The sequence below is a fragment of the Bartonella sp. MU70NMGDW genome, assembly GCF_042194085.1.
In the GTDB taxonomy this organism is placed as follows: domain Bacteria; phylum Pseudomonadota; class Alphaproteobacteria; order Rhizobiales; family Rhizobiaceae; genus Bartonella; species Bartonella grahamii.
Window position 1 is genome coordinate 1 of the sequence record NZ_JBHIMK010000032.1, and the last position, 18,266, is coordinate 18,266.

General features: G+C 36.1%; 15 protein-coding genes. 8 read left to right on the top strand and 7 right to left on the bottom strand.

What is annotated here, in order from left to right; all coding sequences use genetic code 11:
- Window positions 1-402 precede the first annotated feature (402 nt).
- Window positions 403-2,184, bottom strand: a complete 1,782-nt coding sequence (locus ACFIKE_RS04700; RefSeq protein ID WP_375648510.1) for a glucan ABC transporter ATP-binding protein/ permease — start codon at window positions 2,182-2,184, stop codon at window positions 403-405.
- Between the two features lie 237 nt (window positions 2,185-2,421).
- Here ACFIKE_RS04700 and ACFIKE_RS04705 point away from each other — a divergent pair, with 237 nt between their 5' ends.
- The 6 genes from ACFIKE_RS04705 to ACFIKE_RS04730 all read left to right on the top strand — a co-directional run bounded on the left by ACFIKE_RS04705 (window position 2,422) and on the right by ACFIKE_RS04730 (window position 8,750).
- The gene (locus ACFIKE_RS04705) at window positions 2,422-3,405 is read left to right on the top strand and encodes an RluA family pseudouridine synthase (RefSeq protein ID WP_375648511.1); all 984 of its coding nucleotides are present in this window, start codon (window positions 2,422-2,424) and stop codon (window positions 3,403-3,405) included.
- Window positions 3,406-4,201: 796 nt separating this feature from the next.
- The gene (locus tag ACFIKE_RS04710) at window positions 4,202-5,221 is read left to right on the top strand and encodes an ATP-binding cassette domain-containing protein (protein ID WP_375648512.1); all 1,020 of its coding nucleotides are present in this window, start codon (window positions 4,202-4,204) and stop codon (window positions 5,219-5,221) included.
- Window positions 5,196-6,020: an ABC-2 family transporter protein gene (locus tag ACFIKE_RS04715; RefSeq protein WP_375648513.1), complete on the top strand. Its 825-nt coding sequence runs from the start codon at window positions 5,196-5,198 to the stop codon at window positions 6,018-6,020. Before ACFIKE_RS04710 ends, ACFIKE_RS04715 begins: the two co-directional genes overlap by 26 nt.
- Window positions 6,004-6,792, top strand: coding sequence for an ABC-2 family transporter protein (locus ACFIKE_RS04720; protein WP_375648514.1), 789 nt, complete (start codon window positions 6,004-6,006; stop codon window positions 6,790-6,792). Before ACFIKE_RS04715 ends, ACFIKE_RS04720 begins: the two co-directional genes overlap by 17 nt.
- Before the next feature lie 707 nt (window positions 6,793-7,499).
- Entirely contained in the window at window positions 7,500-7,859 is a 360-nt protein-coding gene (locus ACFIKE_RS04725; protein ID WP_375626025.1) for a hypothetical protein, read from the top strand.
- Between the two features lie 525 nt (window positions 7,860-8,384).
- The gene (locus ACFIKE_RS04730; protein ID WP_375626023.1) at window positions 8,385-8,750 is read left to right on the top strand and encodes a response regulator; all 366 of its coding nucleotides are present in this window, start codon (window positions 8,385-8,387) and stop codon (window positions 8,748-8,750) included.
- Window positions 8,751-8,982: 232 nt separating this feature from the next.
- Here ACFIKE_RS04730 and rpsI read toward each other — a convergent pair whose 3' ends face one another.
- Entirely contained in the window at window positions 8,983-9,468 is a 486-nt protein-coding gene (gene rpsI / locus ACFIKE_RS04735; protein ID WP_015856545.1) for a 30S ribosomal protein S9, read from the bottom strand.
- Window positions 9,469-9,470: 2 nt separating this feature from the next.
- Window positions 9,471-9,935: a 50S ribosomal protein L13 gene (gene rplM, locus ACFIKE_RS04740; RefSeq protein WP_015856544.1), complete on the bottom strand. Its 465-nt coding sequence runs from the start codon at window positions 9,933-9,935 to the stop codon at window positions 9,471-9,473.
- Window positions 9,936-10,231: 296 nt separating this feature from the next.
- Here rplM and recJ point away from each other — a divergent pair, with 296 nt between their 5' ends.
- Complete coding sequence (gene recJ / locus ACFIKE_RS04745; RefSeq protein WP_375626021.1) at window positions 10,232-12,016, top strand: single-stranded-DNA-specific exonuclease RecJ; 1,785 nt, start codon at window positions 10,232-10,234, stop codon at window positions 12,014-12,016.
- Between the two features lie 17 nt (window positions 12,017-12,033).
- Here recJ and parE read toward each other — a convergent pair whose 3' ends face one another.
- From parE to ACFIKE_RS04765, 4 genes are all read right to left on the bottom strand, one after another.
- Window positions 12,034-14,100 carry a DNA topoisomerase IV subunit B gene (parE, locus tag ACFIKE_RS04750; protein WP_375626972.1) on the bottom strand — a complete coding sequence of 689 codons (2,067 nt, stop codon included), beginning with the start codon at window positions 14,098-14,100 and terminating at the stop codon, window positions 12,034-12,036.
- 81 nt (window positions 14,101-14,181) lie between these two features.
- Window positions 14,182-14,919 (bottom strand): lipoyl(octanoyl) transferase LipB, encoded by a 738-nt coding sequence (gene lipB / locus ACFIKE_RS04755; protein WP_375626017.1) that lies wholly within the window; start codon window positions 14,917-14,919, stop codon window positions 14,182-14,184.
- Between the two features lie 122 nt (window positions 14,920-15,041).
- Complete coding sequence (locus ACFIKE_RS04760) at window positions 15,042-15,893, bottom strand: TPM domain-containing protein (protein WP_375626970.1); 852 nt, start codon at window positions 15,891-15,893, stop codon at window positions 15,042-15,044.
- Window positions 15,893-16,519 carry a LemA family protein gene (locus tag ACFIKE_RS04765; RefSeq protein WP_015856539.1) on the bottom strand — a complete coding sequence of 209 codons (627 nt, stop codon included), beginning with the start codon at window positions 16,517-16,519 and terminating at the stop codon, window positions 15,893-15,895. Before ACFIKE_RS04765 ends, ACFIKE_RS04760 begins: the two co-directional genes overlap by 1 nt.
- A gap of 391 nt (window positions 16,520-16,910) precedes the next feature.
- On the opposite strand from ACFIKE_RS04765, the gene ACFIKE_RS04770 reads away from it, so the two are divergent.
- Window positions 16,911-17,720 (top strand): class I SAM-dependent methyltransferase, encoded by an 810-nt coding sequence (locus tag ACFIKE_RS04770; RefSeq protein ID WP_375648515.1) that lies wholly within the window; start codon window positions 16,911-16,913, stop codon window positions 17,718-17,720.
- Window positions 17,721-18,266 lie beyond the last annotated feature (546 nt).

Consider the following 18,266-nt stretch of genomic DNA (forward strand, 5'->3'; position numbering starts at 1 on the left):
GTTCTGTTCTTTATGAGAGGACTATAAAGAACAAGATAAACAAAAGTGCAAAGCAATACAATAATATTCATTATTAAAAAGATATTGCTTTAGTTCCTTTTGAAATTCGTAAAGCTGAGTTGAAAGAAGAGGGTAAAACTGGAAATTGTTTTTACCTTTATATCTTTATATTTTCCCTAAATGAGAATGTATACTCGTCAATATGCACAGATATAGGAAAATATTTTTGTTCCAATCTAGTAAAATTACAATAGCAGAGAAAATACTAAACTGTTTTAATATTTGTTTTAAATACCTAAGATGGATTGTGGCATTTTTAGAAATCTTTTTACTTGTATCATATAAGCACTCTTATTATATTGAGGAGGATTTTTTGCATAAGATCTATGAAGAGTATCGTTTTTATGAAGCTATGGCTTCATGTAAGGGGATAACATTTTCTCCTTCTCTTTCTGGTTGTTTGATTGTTAAACCACTTGCCTTTAAAAAATTAGAGAAACGTCCTCCTTTATCGATCAATTCTTGAAAGTTTCCTTTTTCCATTAAGTAACCATGTTCCAGAAAGAGTATCACATCAGCATTGCGTACTGTTGAGAGGCGATGTGCTATAATAAAAGTAGTGCGGTTATGGCGTATTGAATCCAGAGCATCTTTGACACGTGCTTCTGTTTCAACATCAAGAGCGCTTGTTGCTTCATCTAGAATGAGAATAGGGGCATTTTTTAAAACAGCGCGTGCAATTGCTAGTCGCTGTTTTTCTCCACCTGATAATTGAGATCCTCGTTCGCCCACCATTGTGTTATAACAATCAGCTTTTTTTAGAATAAAATCGTGAGCTTCTGCTATTTTTGCTGCTTCATAAAGTTCTTCATTTGTTGCGCTCGCTTTTCCTATTGAAATATTGTCATGAATAGTACGGTTGAAAAGACCCGAGTCTTGAAATACCGTTGCTAGAGATTTGCGTAAAGATTCGCGATTGATCGAGCATATATTTATTCCATCAATGGAGATATGCCCAAAGGCAGGGTCGTATACGCGCTGCAACAGATTGATCAATGTTGTCTTCCCAGCCCCTGTTGGTCCTACAATCGCAACAGTTTGTCCTGCTTTAACCTCAAAGGAAATATCAAAAACGCCTTGAGAAGAATTTGGAAATTTATAGGTCACGTGATGAAATTGTATGGCGCCTTTAACATTTTGGAGGGAAGGAAGATTTTGTGGTTCGTTGATATGAAAGGTTGAGTCTTCCATTTCAAAAAATTCTTGCAGTTTTGCTTGTGAGGATATTGCACAATTAATAAAATTGCTCATTTGGTCTAGACGACTAATCATGAGTTGTGCAAATCCAACAAAAGCAACGATTTCACCTACTCGTAATTGACCTTTTGCAACAAAAAAAGCTCCAAGGAGAAGAACACAAACGATTGAAATTGTTGAAGCCATTCGATTTAAGCCACTGGCAAGCGCCCACCAATTAAGAACAGGATTTTGTGCTTTAAGCAGAGCATTTGTATGTTGATGCAGTATAGAAGTTTCTTCTTTTATTCGGTTATAACTTTGTACAATGGAAACATTAGAGATTGAATCACTGACATGTTTAAAAAGGTTGTGGTGGTAGCATTCTACAGCGGCTTGTCCGTCTTTTGTTTTTCGCATCACTAAACGTGCAATTAATACGTAGATGATGGCAAGCACAACCAAGACTATTGAAAGACGCCAATTCATATTAAACGCTATGGGGATGAGAACCAATAAAGCGACAAGCGTTGAGAGGTGTTGGCGCATAAAATCAAGCCATATGGTTGACATGGAATCTATTGCGCGCAAAAGTGTATGGAGTGCGTTGGAAGTTCCGCGTTGTTGATGCCAAATTAAAGGCATGGCAATGATACGTTCGAAAGATTCCGTTAAAACCGTTAAGCGGCGTCTATGGGCTAAGCGGTCAGCACCGCGAGCAACAAGGACATAAGCAATAATATGTGAAAGTCCAAAACAAACCCAAAGGGTAAGAGTAGGAATGATAGCTGATTTTTCTGAAATAGAATCAATAACACGTCCGAATAAAATAGGTTCTGCAATAGTGATAATAGCTAACATAACATTAGCGGTACAGATTAAAAGGGATGCATTTTTTTCTCTATTTAGGTAAGTGAGAACACGTGCATAGGTTTTGAATAAGGACACGGTTAATTATCTCCATTCGCTATTAAGCGTAAAGGTTGTTGATTTTTACTACGCTTAGTTTTTAGCTAATAAAATTTGGACGTTAAGAAAAGGCAATTTTGGATACTAACTGTAATATGGTGTGATAAAGCCAACTAAAATATCAATTTTTGTGTTTATAAAGGCGCAAAAATAGATCAATAAAATTATCAGGTAAAAAATATTGGGCAGAGAAAATTATCAGGTAAGGGAATTTTCATGGCAGGCGTAGAAATAAAAAAAGTTGAGGCAGATGAAAATGGAATGCGCTTGGACCGCTGGTTTAAAGTGCATTACCCTGGGCTTGGTTTTGGAGCTTTGCAAAAATTGTTGCGTTCTGGTCAGATACGGGTTGATGGTGGACGTGTTAAAGCTGATACGCGTCTTTGTATGGGGCAAGCTGTTCGTATTCCACCTCTCCCTATTAATGACAAGGAAAATCTTTCAATAACGGATAAAACACTTCGTGGGCAGGATGATGGGACCGTTTTGAAAAAAATGCTGCTTTATGAAGATCCAAAGGTATTTGTTTTTAATAAACCCGCTGGGTTGGCTGTACAAGGAGGCTCTGGTTTAACACGTCATATGGATAGTATGCTTGAGGTATGGCGCAATAAAAAAGGTGAAAAGCCGCGTTTGGTTCATCGTCTTGATCGTGAGACGTCGGGGGTGCTTATTGTTGCGCGATCAAGGGGAGCTGCTCAGTCCTTAACAGCTGCTTTTAGAGCGCGAGAAACAAAAAAGACTTATTGGGCGTTGGTTCGGGGCGTGCCTAAAAAAAAGCAGGACAAAATTTCAACGTGGATGGTTAAGGAAATGACTGCACAAGGTGACAAAATGCGTGTTTGTGAACATGGGGAGCCAGATTCGCATCATGCGGTTTCCTACTATCGCGTTTTAGATACGAGAGGGCGGGCTCTTTCGTGGCTTGAAATGGAACCCTATACAGGAAGAACACATCAGCTTCGTGTGCATGCTGCCCATATGGATCATCCTATCATTGGCGATACAAAGTATTTTTTTTCTGATAGTAATTGGACATTACCAGGAGGAATTCAAAATCGTCTTCATCTTCATGCACGTCGTATTCGTATTCCTCATCCTTCAGGAGGAATATTGGACATTGTTGCACCTTTACCACCTCATATGGTCCAAAGTTTTAATCTTTTGTCTTTTAATGAGAGTGATGCTGAAACCGACTAAACAAACTTCATTTGTTCTTTTTGATTGATATAAATTTTGTCTATAAATTTGATAAGATGAATAGGGCATCATTTGAAGAAAGTTTTTGATAAGTAAATTGCTATGAGAAAATTGTGTTTTTGAGTGATGAAATTTTCGAATATCATAAGTTTTTTTTCTACAGCTCTTTATCCATATAGATTGTATTGTTATTTTTGGATATGGTGTGTCGTTTAATAATCTGAGCTGGTGAAGCTGCTCCTTTGAATTATCTATAGAGGTCATATATTGGGGAGGCGTGTCTGTTGAGGGAGATGAGTTAGATAAAATCTGAAAGATATTTACTAAAATAGTGAAGGCGATTTTAATTTTTTCATGGGAGATAATTGAGGCATTTTATAGTAATGCTGAGGAAAAGTAGCCTCTCAAAAAATTCCTGTTGTCAAGGAAGTTTGTTCTGTTATCAAAGTGATTTGATAGGCTTATAGTATAGATTTATGCTTTGTATCTTTGCTTATACAATGAAGGTTTATGAGAAAAGTTCTCCTTTCAATGAGCAATTATTTTTCTACTTACTTAGTTTATTCAAAAGATTATCTTTCATAAAAGAAGAAATAAGTTTTTAGTATCTTAATGCTTCATTGAAGTGAACTCATCACATTGAAAAATATCTATACGAAAAATTGGAGATAAAACGTCAGGTGCGTTTTATTGCTCTAGGGAGGGCTTGAACACTTTTGTTTTTTCTAGTGAACAAAAACAGATAGTTATTATGGGAACATTTAAAGGGGAGATAAGTTGAAATTAGGAGTGACGGATGGGATCATTATTGATTGACGTTAATAACGTCTCAAAAATATATCGCAACATTGACAGAGGAATTGGTTTTAAAAACAAGGTGGTTTCTCTCTTCAAGCCGGTTTATACAAATCATCATGTGTTAAAAGATATGAGTTTCACTCTCTTTTTAGGGCAATCATTAGCAATTCTTGGCCCTAACGGAGCGGGTAAATCGACACTGATTAAAATACTTTCTGGTATACAACATGCTGATGAGGGATGTATTAAAGTCCTTGGTGTTGATCCTTATAAAGCGAAGAAAGATCTATTCAAGTCTTTGGGTGTGGTCTTTGGTCACAAGAATTGTTTGTGGTGGGATTTACCTTTACGCTACAGTCTGGATATGGTTCAACCATTATATGGTCTTGAACGCGCTTCTTTTACTCGTGATCTTAAAGAGATCACTGAGTTGCTGGGTCTTGAGCATATTATGGATAAGCCAGTGCGGATGCTTAGTCTGGGTGAGAGAGTGAAAAGTGAATTGGCATTTAATCTCTCCTTTAGACCTAAACTGTTGTTTCTCGATGAGCCAAGTATTGGTCTTGATATTACATCTAAGCATGAAATCAGGGAGCTTCTTAAAAAACTGAAAAGGGAGCGCGGCACTGGGTATATCATCACGAGTCATGATATGGGAGATATTGATGGATACGTCGATGATATTATTCTCCTGCATAAGGGAAAGAAACAGTTTCATGGCAATCTTCAGGCGCTTAAAAATGTCATTCCTTCTTTGGTGAGAATGACACTTTTTTGTGAACACTTGGCTGCACCTTCAACTGTTGTAGAAAAAATTGATGAGATTGCGTTGAAATTATCTACTCCTTTAAAGGATAAGCACTTTAACACTGAAGAATGCTCGCTGGAGATTTCGCTGCCTCGTGAGGATTTTGCACGTTTTGTACACGAAATTACAACCGCACTGAACTGTACGTTCTCTGTATCCACTCCCTCGCTTGAAGAGATGCTCCGTGTTAAATTTAAAGAATTTATCTAACCACTGCTTTGGCATGTTTCTTTTTGCCAAGAATGGATTACTCACTGTTCTAAGTGATAGAGCAATGTTTTTTACCGATATTATCATTGGGACACTTTCGCCATTTGTTATTCAACTTCTATTATGGAATGCACTTTTCTCTGATACGGGCAACACCATAAATGGCTTTAGCTTTCATGATATGATGTATTATTATGCTTTTGCTTTAGTCCTAGGACGCTTAAATAATGGTTATAATGTGATTAAGTTTTTCTCTCATCATGTTAAAGAAGGTCAATTAGAAGTATATCTTACAAAGCCCTTCAGTTATATGACACAAATGCTTTTTACTTTTTTAGGGGAGAGTGTATTATATAGCATCCCGTTATTGGCTCTTTTTGTTGTTAAGCTTGTTTCATCCTATGAAAACATTCTGGGATTGGTCATCGCTTTTCTATTCTTTTTTCTCATTGTTATTCTATCACAATTGCTTTGTTTTTTAATCTCTTTTGGAATTGCCTTATTAAGCTTTTGGGTGATTGAGTACAATATATTACTCTCTTTCAGTATTCTTAGTTCAGCGCTTCTTGGGGGTGTTCTTTTACCACCATCTTTTTGGCCGGTGTGGCTTATTCCGCTTATGCAATTTAATCCTTATCGTTTCGTGATCTCAGCTCCTGCCGAGTTTTTTGCGACGCAAAATTTAGCGTTGTTTCAGCAGTTTATTTTCGGAAGTTTTACTTATATTTTGTGTTTTTTATTCTTAATTTATATTGCTTGGAATAAAGGGATGAAAGCATATAATGGAGCGGGTGGTTGAGATGAAAATAATCCTTCATTTTATCAGTTTGAATATCCGCCGACAGATTGTTTATGGTAAGAATTTGGCTGGGGAGTTTATTCTTTCTCTATGCTATTATTTTATTCAATTCATATTTATTGATAGAATATCTTCTTTTTCAGGAAAGATCGGTAACTATAGCAGAGATGAAATCCATTTTATCTTTGTTGTCTTTGTTTTACTTGGAATATTTTTGAATATTTTTACTAATTCTATTGAAACGTTTTTTGAAAAAGTAGCGGATGGTAAAATTGAACCATACTTGATAAAGCCCGTTTCAATTTGGTTGTTGATGTTGTTTGGTTGGTGTAAACCTCTTAATCTGATCAAGCTCTTTGTTCTTTATGTTAGTGCCTATTTATTTGTATCATTACCGAATATATCCGATCTTAAGCTAAGATGGATCTCTTTTATTGTTGCAATATTTTGTGTTTTTATCGTCAATATTTGTTTTTTCATGATGTTTAATTTTGTAACATTTATTATTAGCCGTAAGATGCCTGTCGAATATTTTCATGAAATGATTTACGAGCTGTCATTTGTACCAATAGGCATTTATCCTTTAAGCATCGTAAAATGGCTTTTGTTTATGCTTCCTATGGCTTTTTCTGCTTCTTTGCCCGTTTCACTGTTATTTGGTAAAGGCGAATGGAATATTGGATATCTTCTGTTGAGCGCTTTTCTTTTTATTGCCATGACTTTCATAAGTTATAAGAAAACAATGCGTAAATTTAATGGATTAGGGGGATGATATAAAAGTCAGAAAGTTATAATCGTGGAAGACAATGAACTTTATTAAAATTATTCCGCGTTCTTGTAGAAACGAGTGGCTGTGAAATCATTGAAATGTGTAATGTCCTTATGGCATTAGATTTGGCGCGTTCACCAAAAGTTATCTCTTATTGTATCTGATTTAGCTTTTTCAATCAAAGAGCTAAGCTGGAGTTTACGCTATTTTTTTACTGGGACAGCTATTTCTTCTCAATTTATAATAATGCAAAATAATTTTATCAGAATATTTCAATAAAGTATTTTTTTGTTTTTTGTAAATTTTAAAAATATTTATCTTACTGTACTATACAAAAAATAAAAACAATATGTGTAACTAAAAAACAACACATTAATATTTTTATAATGTAATAATATAATAATATTTATCATAATAAAGCTAAAATTATAATAAAAACAATAAAATAATTCTAATTTAATACATTTTAGCATTAAATTGTATAATATAAAAACACAAATAAAATAATTGACAAACTTAAGATAAATATGTAACGGATATAATATAATATAAAAATAGCAATTAAAATAAAATTATTAATTAAAGTTTTGTATTATATTTTTATTATAAGAATATAAATATACGTTATCGATAGATGATGTAATGTTTTATATTTAGAGGGGGTGGTAAAGAAAAATTTATTTTATTAAACATTGTAATAGGTGGTTATGATGAAAATATTTAAGCATTGTATAGTATGTGTGGTTGCAGTCGCTATTTTCTTTTCACAGGTTTTAGGAGCCAATGCCGATTCTTTAAATGGTAGATTTCAAAATGCTGGTTTCATTTCTGTAATGACACAGGAAAATAGAGTTATTAAAGCTGTTGATATGATTATTAGCCAATTTGGAGGACAAGGGGCTGAGAAAAATGTCCAAAAAGTCGCGGGTTTAATGGGGATGGAGGCAGCGATTTTTGGTTTAATCGCATATCTTGTATATTTCTTTACTAGAAAGCCACCGAGTCCTAGCAGAGAGACAGGTGGAAGAACATTCGATGCTTTTGCTCATAGTGCATGGGCTTTGAATTAAAAGATATTGTACTTGATTAACTTTGAATTATTCTTTTGTTGAATATTTCATATAACTAAACCGTGATATTTAATCATGGTTTAGTTATATTTTACTCTTAATGATGTTGATTAGTTTATCCTTAAGATATTTTTTTGGGTAAGGCAATATATGGCACATTAAATTTAACTAATCAGCTATTTTAAAGGTTACTTAAATTTTTCCCTCTTCAAAATACACATTTGAGCTAAGTTTGTGGTTGATATTTTTTTATGATGCGAATGTATTAATTGAGATATCCATGAACTTTGCATATCAACTCAAAAAATACAGGGGATCACAATCTTACGACTATTTGTGGGTTTCATTCTTATGAAATGAAAAAGCATAGTGATGAGTATTATAAATGTTTGCGTAAAAAGCTTTTATTGGAAGCTTCTAGTCTCTTTGTGGTTTACAATTTTTTTTATCATTTTATTTTAAGCAAAGAGAATGTGGATTCATTTCTATTTCTCTATTTTATCTGAGAAGGGTGGAGTTATACGAATGTCAAAAAAAGTCATGATCGTGGAAGATAATGAGCTTAATATGAAGTTATTCCGTGATCTTGTAGAAGCGAGTGGTTATGAAACCGTTGAAACGCGTAATGGTCTTATGGCATTAGATTTGGCGCGTTCATCAATGCCATCTCTTATCCTTGTGGATATCCAGTTGCCAGAGGTCTCTGGAATAGATGTTATTAAACAATTAAAAGGAGATGAAGAACTAAGATCGATTCCCGTTGTTGCTGTAACAGCCTTTGCTATGAAAGGGGATGAAGAGCGAATTCGTGCCAGTGGATGTGAGGAATATATGTCAAAACCTATTTCTGTCCCGCATTTTATCACAATGGTAAAGCATTTCTTGGACTAAATCTTGTTAAGTAATGATAGAAAAAGACATTGAAAAGCTTATGAGATAACTAAAGTTATATTACAGATATTTTTTGATCTACTTTTTTAGTTCTTGTTTAAGGAGAATCTGTTGTTTTGCATTCTTGTTTTCTTCTAACAGATATAAATTTGTCTCTACGAAAGGTCTGTTTTAGCAGTTAAAAAAAGCCCCGTTTTTGTCCGAGGCTTTATGCATTGTACAAAAAATGAAATTAACGCTTTGAGAATTGGAAAGAACGACGTGCTTTTGCTTTACCGTATTTTTTACGTTCAACAACACGACTATCACGGGTAAGAAAACCACCTTTTTTCAAGATTGAGCGAAGTTCTGGTTCGTAATACGTTAAAGCTTTGGAAATGCCATGGCGCACTGCACCGGCTTGTCCGGAAAGACCACCACCTGCAACGGTTGCAATAATATCAAACTGGGTATCCCTGTTTGTTGCAACAATTGGTTGACGAAGAATCATTCTAAGAACAGGACGAGCAAAATATTTGTCAAATTCCTTATTATTGATCGTGATTTTTCCAGAACCTGGTTTAATCCATACGCGTGCAACAGCGTCTTTACGCTTTCCTGTTGCATAAGCACGTCCTTGTGAATCAAGCTTTTGCACGTGGACAGGAACAACATTTTCATGTGTTTCTGTAATACTTGTTACTATGCTAAGCTCAGAAAGAGAATTAATTTCAGCCATAATCAAGCAATCCTTTTGTTTTTGCGGTTTAAAGCACCAACGTCAAGAGATTCAGGCTGTTGTGCTTCATGTGGATGTTGGCTTCCAGCGTAAACACGTAGATTCTTCAATTGACGGCGACCAAGGGGACCACGAGGAATCATGCGCTCTACCGCTTTTTCAATAACGCGTTCGGGAAAACGCCCCTCAAGAAGTTGACGTGCTGTACGTTGTTTGATTCCACCAATATAGCCGGTATGCCAATAATATTTTTTATCCGTATATTTTTTGCCAGTGAGAGCTATTTTATCTGCATTAATGACAATAACGTTGTCACCATCATCAACATGTGGAGTAAATGTAGCTTTATGTTTGCCACGTAAGCGGTTAGCAACAAATGTGGCAAGACGACCTAAAACAAGGTTTTCTGCGTCAATAATAACCCATTTTTTCACCACTTCAGTTGGCTTTTGTGAAAAAGTTGCCATAGAAGTATCCTTTATTAGAACCCTTTTAATATAAGGGAATTTTTACTGTTTTGCGTTGAAAATTGTTACCATAGCGAAATATTTAACGCATACACCTTGCTCTGATATAATGTCTTTTGATTGACGTCAAGAGAAAATAAAAACTTTATAAAACAACATGTTATGATAAAGGTATTATAATACCTCATTAAAAGAAGTTTGTGGACAATTTAAACTTAAAATGAATGTTGCAAAAGACTATTTTATCTTTAACGTATGATTGTATTTTATCGTTTTCCATTATAAAATGAGCAATAATGCAGTGGTCTCGTTACTTTCTCAATGTTGAATCTTCTGCTTGTGGTCAAGCTTGGTTAGATGCCCTTGATGTCAAAGGGATAAATAATGCGCGTGCTATTTCTCAAAAATTTGGTTTTCCAGATCAGTTAGCTCGAGTACTTTCAGCAAGAGATGTGGATGAAGCTGAGGCTGTTGCTTTTATTAATCCAACATTACGTACGCTTATGCCTGATCCGGAAAGTTTTAGGGATATGCAATGCGCTGCAGAGCGCATTGTTAAGGCTCTTCTCAATCAAGAACAGGTTGCTGTTTTTGGTGATTATGATGTTGATGGTGCTTGTTCTTCGGCACTCATAGCGCGTTTTTTTCGTTATTTTGGTATTGAAGTCAAAATTTATATTCCTGATCGTATTGTTGAAGGCTATGGTCCGAATGAACAAGCAATGAGGATGCTTGTGCAAGAAGGTGCTCGGTTAATTATCACTGTTGATTGTGGCGCAAACAGTCCAGATGCGGTAAAAGCAGCGAGGCTTGCTGGTGCTGATGTTGTGATTTTAGATCATCATCAAATGTCAGAGATTCATCAAGAAGCCGTTGCTCTTGTCAATCCTAATCGCCCTGATGATTTTTCTAAACAGGGGCATTTATGTGCAGCGGGCGTTGTTTTTGTTACGTTAGCTTGGGTTCATCATTTACTGCGGAAAAAACAATTCCAAGGGCAGCTGCCTGATCTTTTAAGTCTGCTTGATCTTGTTGCATTGGCAACCATATGTGATGTCGTCCCATTACAGGGGGTTAACCGTGCTTTTGTGATAAAAGGGCTTCAAGTTGCTCGTTCTATGCATAATCCAGGAATAACAGCTTTAACAAAGGTTGCACGAATAGGGGAGCCGCTTAATAGTTTTCATTTAGGTTTTTTGTTAGGCCCTAGAATTAATGCAGGAGGGCGCATTGGTGATCAAGCTTTGGGAGCACGTTTGCTTAGCTGTGAGAATAAAGATGAAGCGGACAGAATAGCAGAACAATTAGATCAGCTTAATCAAGAACGCCAAGAAATGGAGAACATTCAATTAGCACAAGCGGAATCTTACATTGCTTCTCTTTATCAAGATCAAGAAATACCCTTGTCACTTGTAATTTCTCATAAAGAATGGCATCCGGGAATTATTGGTATTCTTGCTTCCCGTCTCAAAGAGCGTTTTTTTTGTCCTGTTTTTGCTATTGCTTTGAAAGAAGATGGAAATGGCGTAGGGTCGGGACGCTCAATTAATGGTATAGATTTAGGAGCACTCGTTCGTGAAGCTGTTACATTAAATTTATTAGAAAAGGGAGGGGGACATAGTATGGCCGCAGGAATTACAATTCAATCAACAAAAATTGAAATCTTTCGAAAATGGCTAGAAGAAAAAGTTTCTTTAAGGGTTTCTGAGTTGCATGCTAAAAAGTCTCTTAGTATAGATGGTTCTCTTTCTGCTTCTGGTGTTAATGAAGCGCTGTTTGAGTTGCTTGAAAAAGCAGGGCCATTTGGGACAGGGAATGCAACACCTGTTTTTGTTCTTCCCTCTCATCGATTGGTGAATCTATCTGAAGTTGGTAAAGGACATCTTCGCCTCATTGTATCTAATGTTGAAGGAAAAAAACTGCAAGGAATAGCTTTTCGTGCTGTAGGGACATCTCTTGGTGATTTTCTTTTTGAAAATATTGGTGAAATGATTCATTTAGCTGGTCATCTTAGTTTGAATTATTGGAATGGAACGACCAATCCGCAACTGCGTGTGATTGACGCAGCCGCAGTGGTTTGAAAGGGATATTTTTTACATTAGATGTCTAGATTAGAAGCAAAAGTAGAATTTTCTTGTATGAAACGAAATCGTGCTTCTGGTTTTGTTCCCATGAGACTTTCTACAGTCTTTTTCGTTTCTTGCATTTCCACGGCATCAATAGAAACACGAAGCAATGTACGTTTTTGAGGATGCATAGTCGTTTCTTTAAGTTGTTCCGCGCGCATTTCACCCAGCCCTTTAAAACGCCCGATTTCGATTTTAGCTTTTCCAGTAAATTCAGTTTTGAGCAATTCATCCTTGTGAATGTCGTCACGAGCATAAGCAACTTTTCCTCCTTGCGATATTCTATAAAGGGGAGGGACGGCGAGATATAAATGTCCCTGATGAATAAGGTCAGGCATTTCTTGAAAGAAGAAGGTAATGAGCAGTGACGCAATATGAGCACCATCAACATCAGCATCTGTCATGATGATAATACGTTCATATCTGAGATCTTTTTCACGATACTTGGAGCGTGTTCCACATCCAAGAGCAAGGATAAGATCGCTAATTGTTTGGCTTGAGTTCATTTTTTCATGTGCAGCACTGGCGACATTTAAGATTTTACCACGAAGAGGTAAAATTGCTTGGTTTGCTCTATTTCTTGCTTGTTTAGCAGATCCTCCTGCAGAATCCCCTTCAACAATGAATAGTTCAGCACCCACAGCATGGTTCTGGCTACAATCTGCAAGTTTACCGGGCAGACGTAATTTACGGACAGCAGTTTTTCGACTTATTTCTCTATCTTGGCGTCGTCTAACACGTTCTTCAGCACGTTCAATAACCCAATCGAGAAGTTTTGTTGCTTCTTGCGGGGAATTTGCTAACCAATGATCAAAAGGATCGCGGATTGCATTCTCAACGATACGCTGTGCTTCAATGGTCGCTAATCGATCTTTTGTTTGTCCAACAAATTCAGGGTTACTGATAAAGACTGAAAGTATTGCGGCTGTTGAAATCATAATATCGTCAGACGTAATAATTGTTGCGCGCTTGTTTCCTATTAACTCAGCGTAGGATTTCAATCCACGCAAAAGAGCTTGACGTAATCCTATTTCGTGTGTTCCGCCTTCTCCTGTAGGAATCGTATTGCAGTAAGATTGCACACAAGAATCACCACCATGCCAAGCGATAGCCCATTCAACGGAGCCATGGCCATTATTTTGTTGTGTTTTGCCAGAAAAAATTTCTGATGTTACTCGATATTCATCTTTTAGTGACGAGAGTAAATAGTCTTTAAGCCCATTGGGGAAATGAAAAACAGCTTTTTCAGGAATATTTTCTGCGCCTTCAAGTATGACGGGATCACAAGTCCAGCGAATTTTTACGCCACCAAAAAGATAAGCTTTGGAGCATGCCATCTTATAGATTTTTTCTGGATCAAAAGCTGCGTTTTCACCAAAAATTTCACGATCAGGATGAAAACGAACGCGCGTACCACGACGATTATAAACATCTCCCAGATCTTCCAATCCAGATTGAGGAATGCCGCGTGAGAAACGTTGGCGGTAAAGTTTTCGTTCTCGTGCAACTTCAACTTCCATATCATCAGAAAGAGCATTGACAACAGAAATCCCTACCCCATGAAGTCCACCTGCAGTTTGATAAGCCTTTCCATCAAATTTTCCCCCTGAGTGGAGTTGTGTCATAATAACTTCAAGAGTAGATTTCTCAGGCATTTGAGGATGATTTTCGACAGGAATACCACGTCCATTATCTGTAACGGTTATATAACCGTTCCTATCTAATGAGACCTCAATAAAATCTGCATAACCCGCAACAGCTTCATCCATCGCGTTATCAATAATTTCGGCAAATAAATGATGAAGCGCTTTACTGTCTGTTCCACCAATATACATTCCAGGGCGTAAACGTACGGGCTCTAAACCCTCAAGCACTCGAATAGAGAGGGCATTATAGTCATCTTCTTGCGTATCTTTTGCGCTTTTTTTTGAAATCATCGCTTTTGATTTCATTGGAGACTGCAGAGTGTTTTCTTTTGTATTTACCCGAGATGGGGCTTTATTTAAAACACTAAAAAGATCCTTTTTGTTATCGCTCATAGCGTTTAACTATCTACCTCATAAAATAAAATATTTATTAAAACGATTTTATGCCTGTTTTTTATTTAAAAATCAATGCACTTAGGAAACATCAATTGTTGGACCGAAAATTTGTTCAAAGGCGTGTTTGAGAGCAATATCAATATCATGCATTGTTACAGGGTAACCTAGATCCAGAAAGCTTGTTACACCGTGGTTTTTAATTCCACAAGGAACAATTCCTGAATAATGGGCTAAATTAGGATTAACATTGATAGAAACTCCATGAAAACTTATCCATTTGCGCACTCGAATGCCAATAGCTGCAATTTTATCTTCGGAAGAAAGATCATTTTGTTTTGATGGGCAATGAGACTGTTTAACCCAGACACCAACTCGATCTTCTCTGCGTTCGCCTTTAATATTAAAGTTTGCAAGCATCTGTATGATCCATTCTTCTAATGCACTAATAAAAGCACGAATGTCTTGTTTTCGGCGTTTAAGATCAAGCATGATATAAGCAATACGCTGCCCTGGACCGTGATATGTGAATTCGCCTCCACGTCCTGCTTCATAAACAGGGAATAAATTAGGCGCCAAAAGATCTTTTTTATTTGCACTCGTCCCTGCTGTATAAAGGGAAGGGTGCTCAAGAAGCCAAACCTGTTCATGCGCGGTTTTTGCAAGAATTTTTTCTACACGTTCTTGCATATAACGCAGAGCTTCAGGATACTCAACTAGATGATTACTTATCTTCCATTCAACGGGTGGATTTCCTAGAATTGCATTAAAATGATATGATAAGTTATTACGATCCGTATGTTTTAATTCAAATGTCATTGGTAATATTTATCTTGATGTTTGAGTTTGTATTATAATCAGAAAAATAAAAAAAGAACAGGATTAAGAGATAGTTTATAAGAAGTGCAATGAATTTTATTAAAAAAATCGTTATGCTCGTTTTACCATCTTCCTGTTGCACCGCCACCACCTGATGATCCACCACCACCTCTGAATCCTCCTCTCCCTGAAGGTCCGCCAAAGATTCCACCAGAACCTCTACCGCTCGCATTTAAGTTTAAAAACCAAGGTGTGAAGACAATACCCAGCCAAAGATACTTTCGTGGACCTATTTTTTTACCAAAAATCATAGCAAGAATGGGCAAACAAATGACTATAAAGAGAATGAGAAACGTGATTGTATTTGTAATCATTTCTTCTTTTTCAGCTTGTTTGCGTTGTTCTTCAACAGCTTTAGCTTTTTGATTGATTCGAAAAGAAAAATCAGCATCACTTTGTGTGATCACTTTGATAATTGCGTGAACGGATTCGACAATTCCTTTTTGATAATTTCCTTCACGAAAATTAGGAATCATGAAGCTATTAATAATGACAGAGGAAATGGCATCTGTTAGTTCTCCTTCCAGACCGTAGCCTACCTCAATACGTGCTTTGCGTTCATTTGGTGCAATGACGATTAATATGCCGTTATTGATTTGTTTTTGACCTAATCTCCATGTACGAAAAAGAGAATTGCTGTATGTCTCTATATCATTGCCCGAAAGAGTAGGGAGCGTCACAAGAACGATTTGATCTCCCGTTTTCTCTTCGAGTGTAGCTAGCTTTTCCGTTAAATTTCTTTGTGTTGCATGATCAAGTAAATGAGCCATATCGTTGATATAGCCGGTTAAGGGAGGAAACTTAGTGTGTGCGTAAGTGACATTCCCCAATGCAATGATCAAATATAGAATACTCAAAGGAACCCATAAACGTAGAAAAATACGACGTTGTATAGAGTGTTGAAATATTTTCATTAATTAAAATTAACCTTTGGTGTTTGTTGGCTATCAGTATCGATGGTAAAAGTAGGCATAGGTTTAGCATCACGAAACCATAGCTTTGCCCAAATCATCGTCGGCATTGTTTTGAGAGCAGTATTGTAAGCACGTACTGTTTCAATATAATCGCGGCGCGCAACGGAAATTCGGTTTTCTGTTCCTTCTAATTGTGATTGAAGAGCAAGAAAGTTCTGGTTTGCTTTAAGATCCGGATAGTTTTCGACAACAGCCATAAGCCGCGAAAGGGCACTTGATAAATTTGCTTGATTTTTGAGATATTGCTGCATAACTTCTGGATTATTCAACATATCTGCATTAATGTTGACTTGCGTTGCTTTGGCACGTGCCTCAATTACATTTGTGAAAACGCTTTGTTCATGAGCTGCGTAAGCTTTAACTGTTTCTACAAGATTGGGGATGAGATCTGTACGACGTTGATATTGATTGAGCACTTCACTCCATGCTGCATGTGCTTTTTCTTCATTTGTTGGTATCGTATTAAATCCGCACCCACTTAAAAATGGCACTAACCATGCCAAAAAAATCACGATTGAAAATTGTTTTAATATTTTAAACATTGAAGAAGTTTGTACATTTAACATAAAGATGTCTCCACAGATATTTTATGTATTATATAGGGTTTATCTTCTTGCTGGAAAGTATTTTGAATTTTATCAACAGGCATATTTATCAATAAACTGACACCTCTATGCGTTTTAGGAACGCTTAAGTGACTTGTTGATATTAAAATAATAGCGGTAATATAGATGTCATCTTATAAAAGATCAATAATATTCATATCAATTATTATTACAGAAAATTATATTATTTTTGTAGTATTTTTTGTGTTTCACAACGTGTAGATAACAATTGGAAAAGGGAAAAATGTAAGCATCAATCTTATGGAAAGATAGAAGGTAAGGGCAGTTTTTATTTTTCTCCTTTAGAAGTTATGTTTAATAGATTGGACAAAAAAGGGCTTTTTAACTATGTATGGTAGTAATTGTGCAGGAGGTGGAAAATCCTGTGATAGAAAGTGTTCAACGGCAAAGTGAAAAGTTTGATGGATTGGCTAATGATTATGATCGTTATCGTCTTCGCTACCCCCTCACTTTATTTAAAACCATGCTCCATCCTTTTAAGAACAAAAAGCATTTGTCCATTGTGGATGTGGGGGCTGGGACAGGTATCGCATTAGAGGGAATTGTTAAATTTTTAGGAAATGAGCACCAATATCATGCTATCGATGTATCGGCAGATATGATTAAGAAGGGGCGAAGAAAATTTCCTACGGTGCAGTGGTATCAGGGGCGTGCCGAAGACCTATTGCCTCAAATTGGTGAGGTCGATCTTGTCATTGCAGCGCAAGCGTTTCAGTGGATGGATCGTCCTAAGTTGCTTTGTTCTGTTTCAGATCAACTTCGAGTCAATGGTGTCATGGCTGTTATTCAAAATAATCGTGATTTCAAGCATAGTGAATTTCTAGAGGCTTATGAGACATTGTTAGAGAAAATGAGTCCGAACTATTCTCGGTATTATCGTAATTTTGATTTTTTACAGGAAATGAGTGATGGCTTTGGGGTAGATCCAGAAAAGATTTTTTTCCATACGCACAATTGGACGATGATGATCCCATCTGAAGCTTTTATTGGAATGAGCCGCTCTTCAACGCAAGCGCAACGTGCTATTGCTTGCTATGGGGAAGAATATTTGCGGCAATTGGTTGCATTGACAAAGAAATATGAAGTGCAAGGTAATTTGGAGCTTTTGTATCGAAGTGAGCTCTATATGTATGCAGGATAATCTGATATCGATGATTGCTTTTGCTCTTTTAGCACATCAGAGTAGGCGGTATTCAGGAAATTAACGCATTATTAAGGAAGATTTTAAGGGGGGGACAGTTTTTTCTTCTTCAGCATTCAAATTGACATCTTATTACGTCTGATTTTCATTGTTCACTTAATATGAAAGAGTTTTAAATAGAAAATTTATGAACTAAATTATAGCATCGAAGCGCTTTCTTTACTGCAGTTTAACAACAGATTATTTTATAAAATGGGAAGAGGTGGATTGAATAGAAATATTTGAGAATTCTTTGTTTTTATGATTTTTTTTATTATTAAATGAGAGTTCTTAAATTTTGACAAAAATAACTGAAAAAATACAAAAATTATCATAATCAGAAATTTGCAGAAAAAGGGTAATGGCTTGGAAGAATCTTTAAAAAAACTAATTCTGAAATTATCTCTAAATTCAGATTCAATATAACAAAAAAGTAAAATATAAATATGTTATATGAAGCATTTCTCTTTTTTAAAGATATAATATAAAAACAATATGTTAATTAAA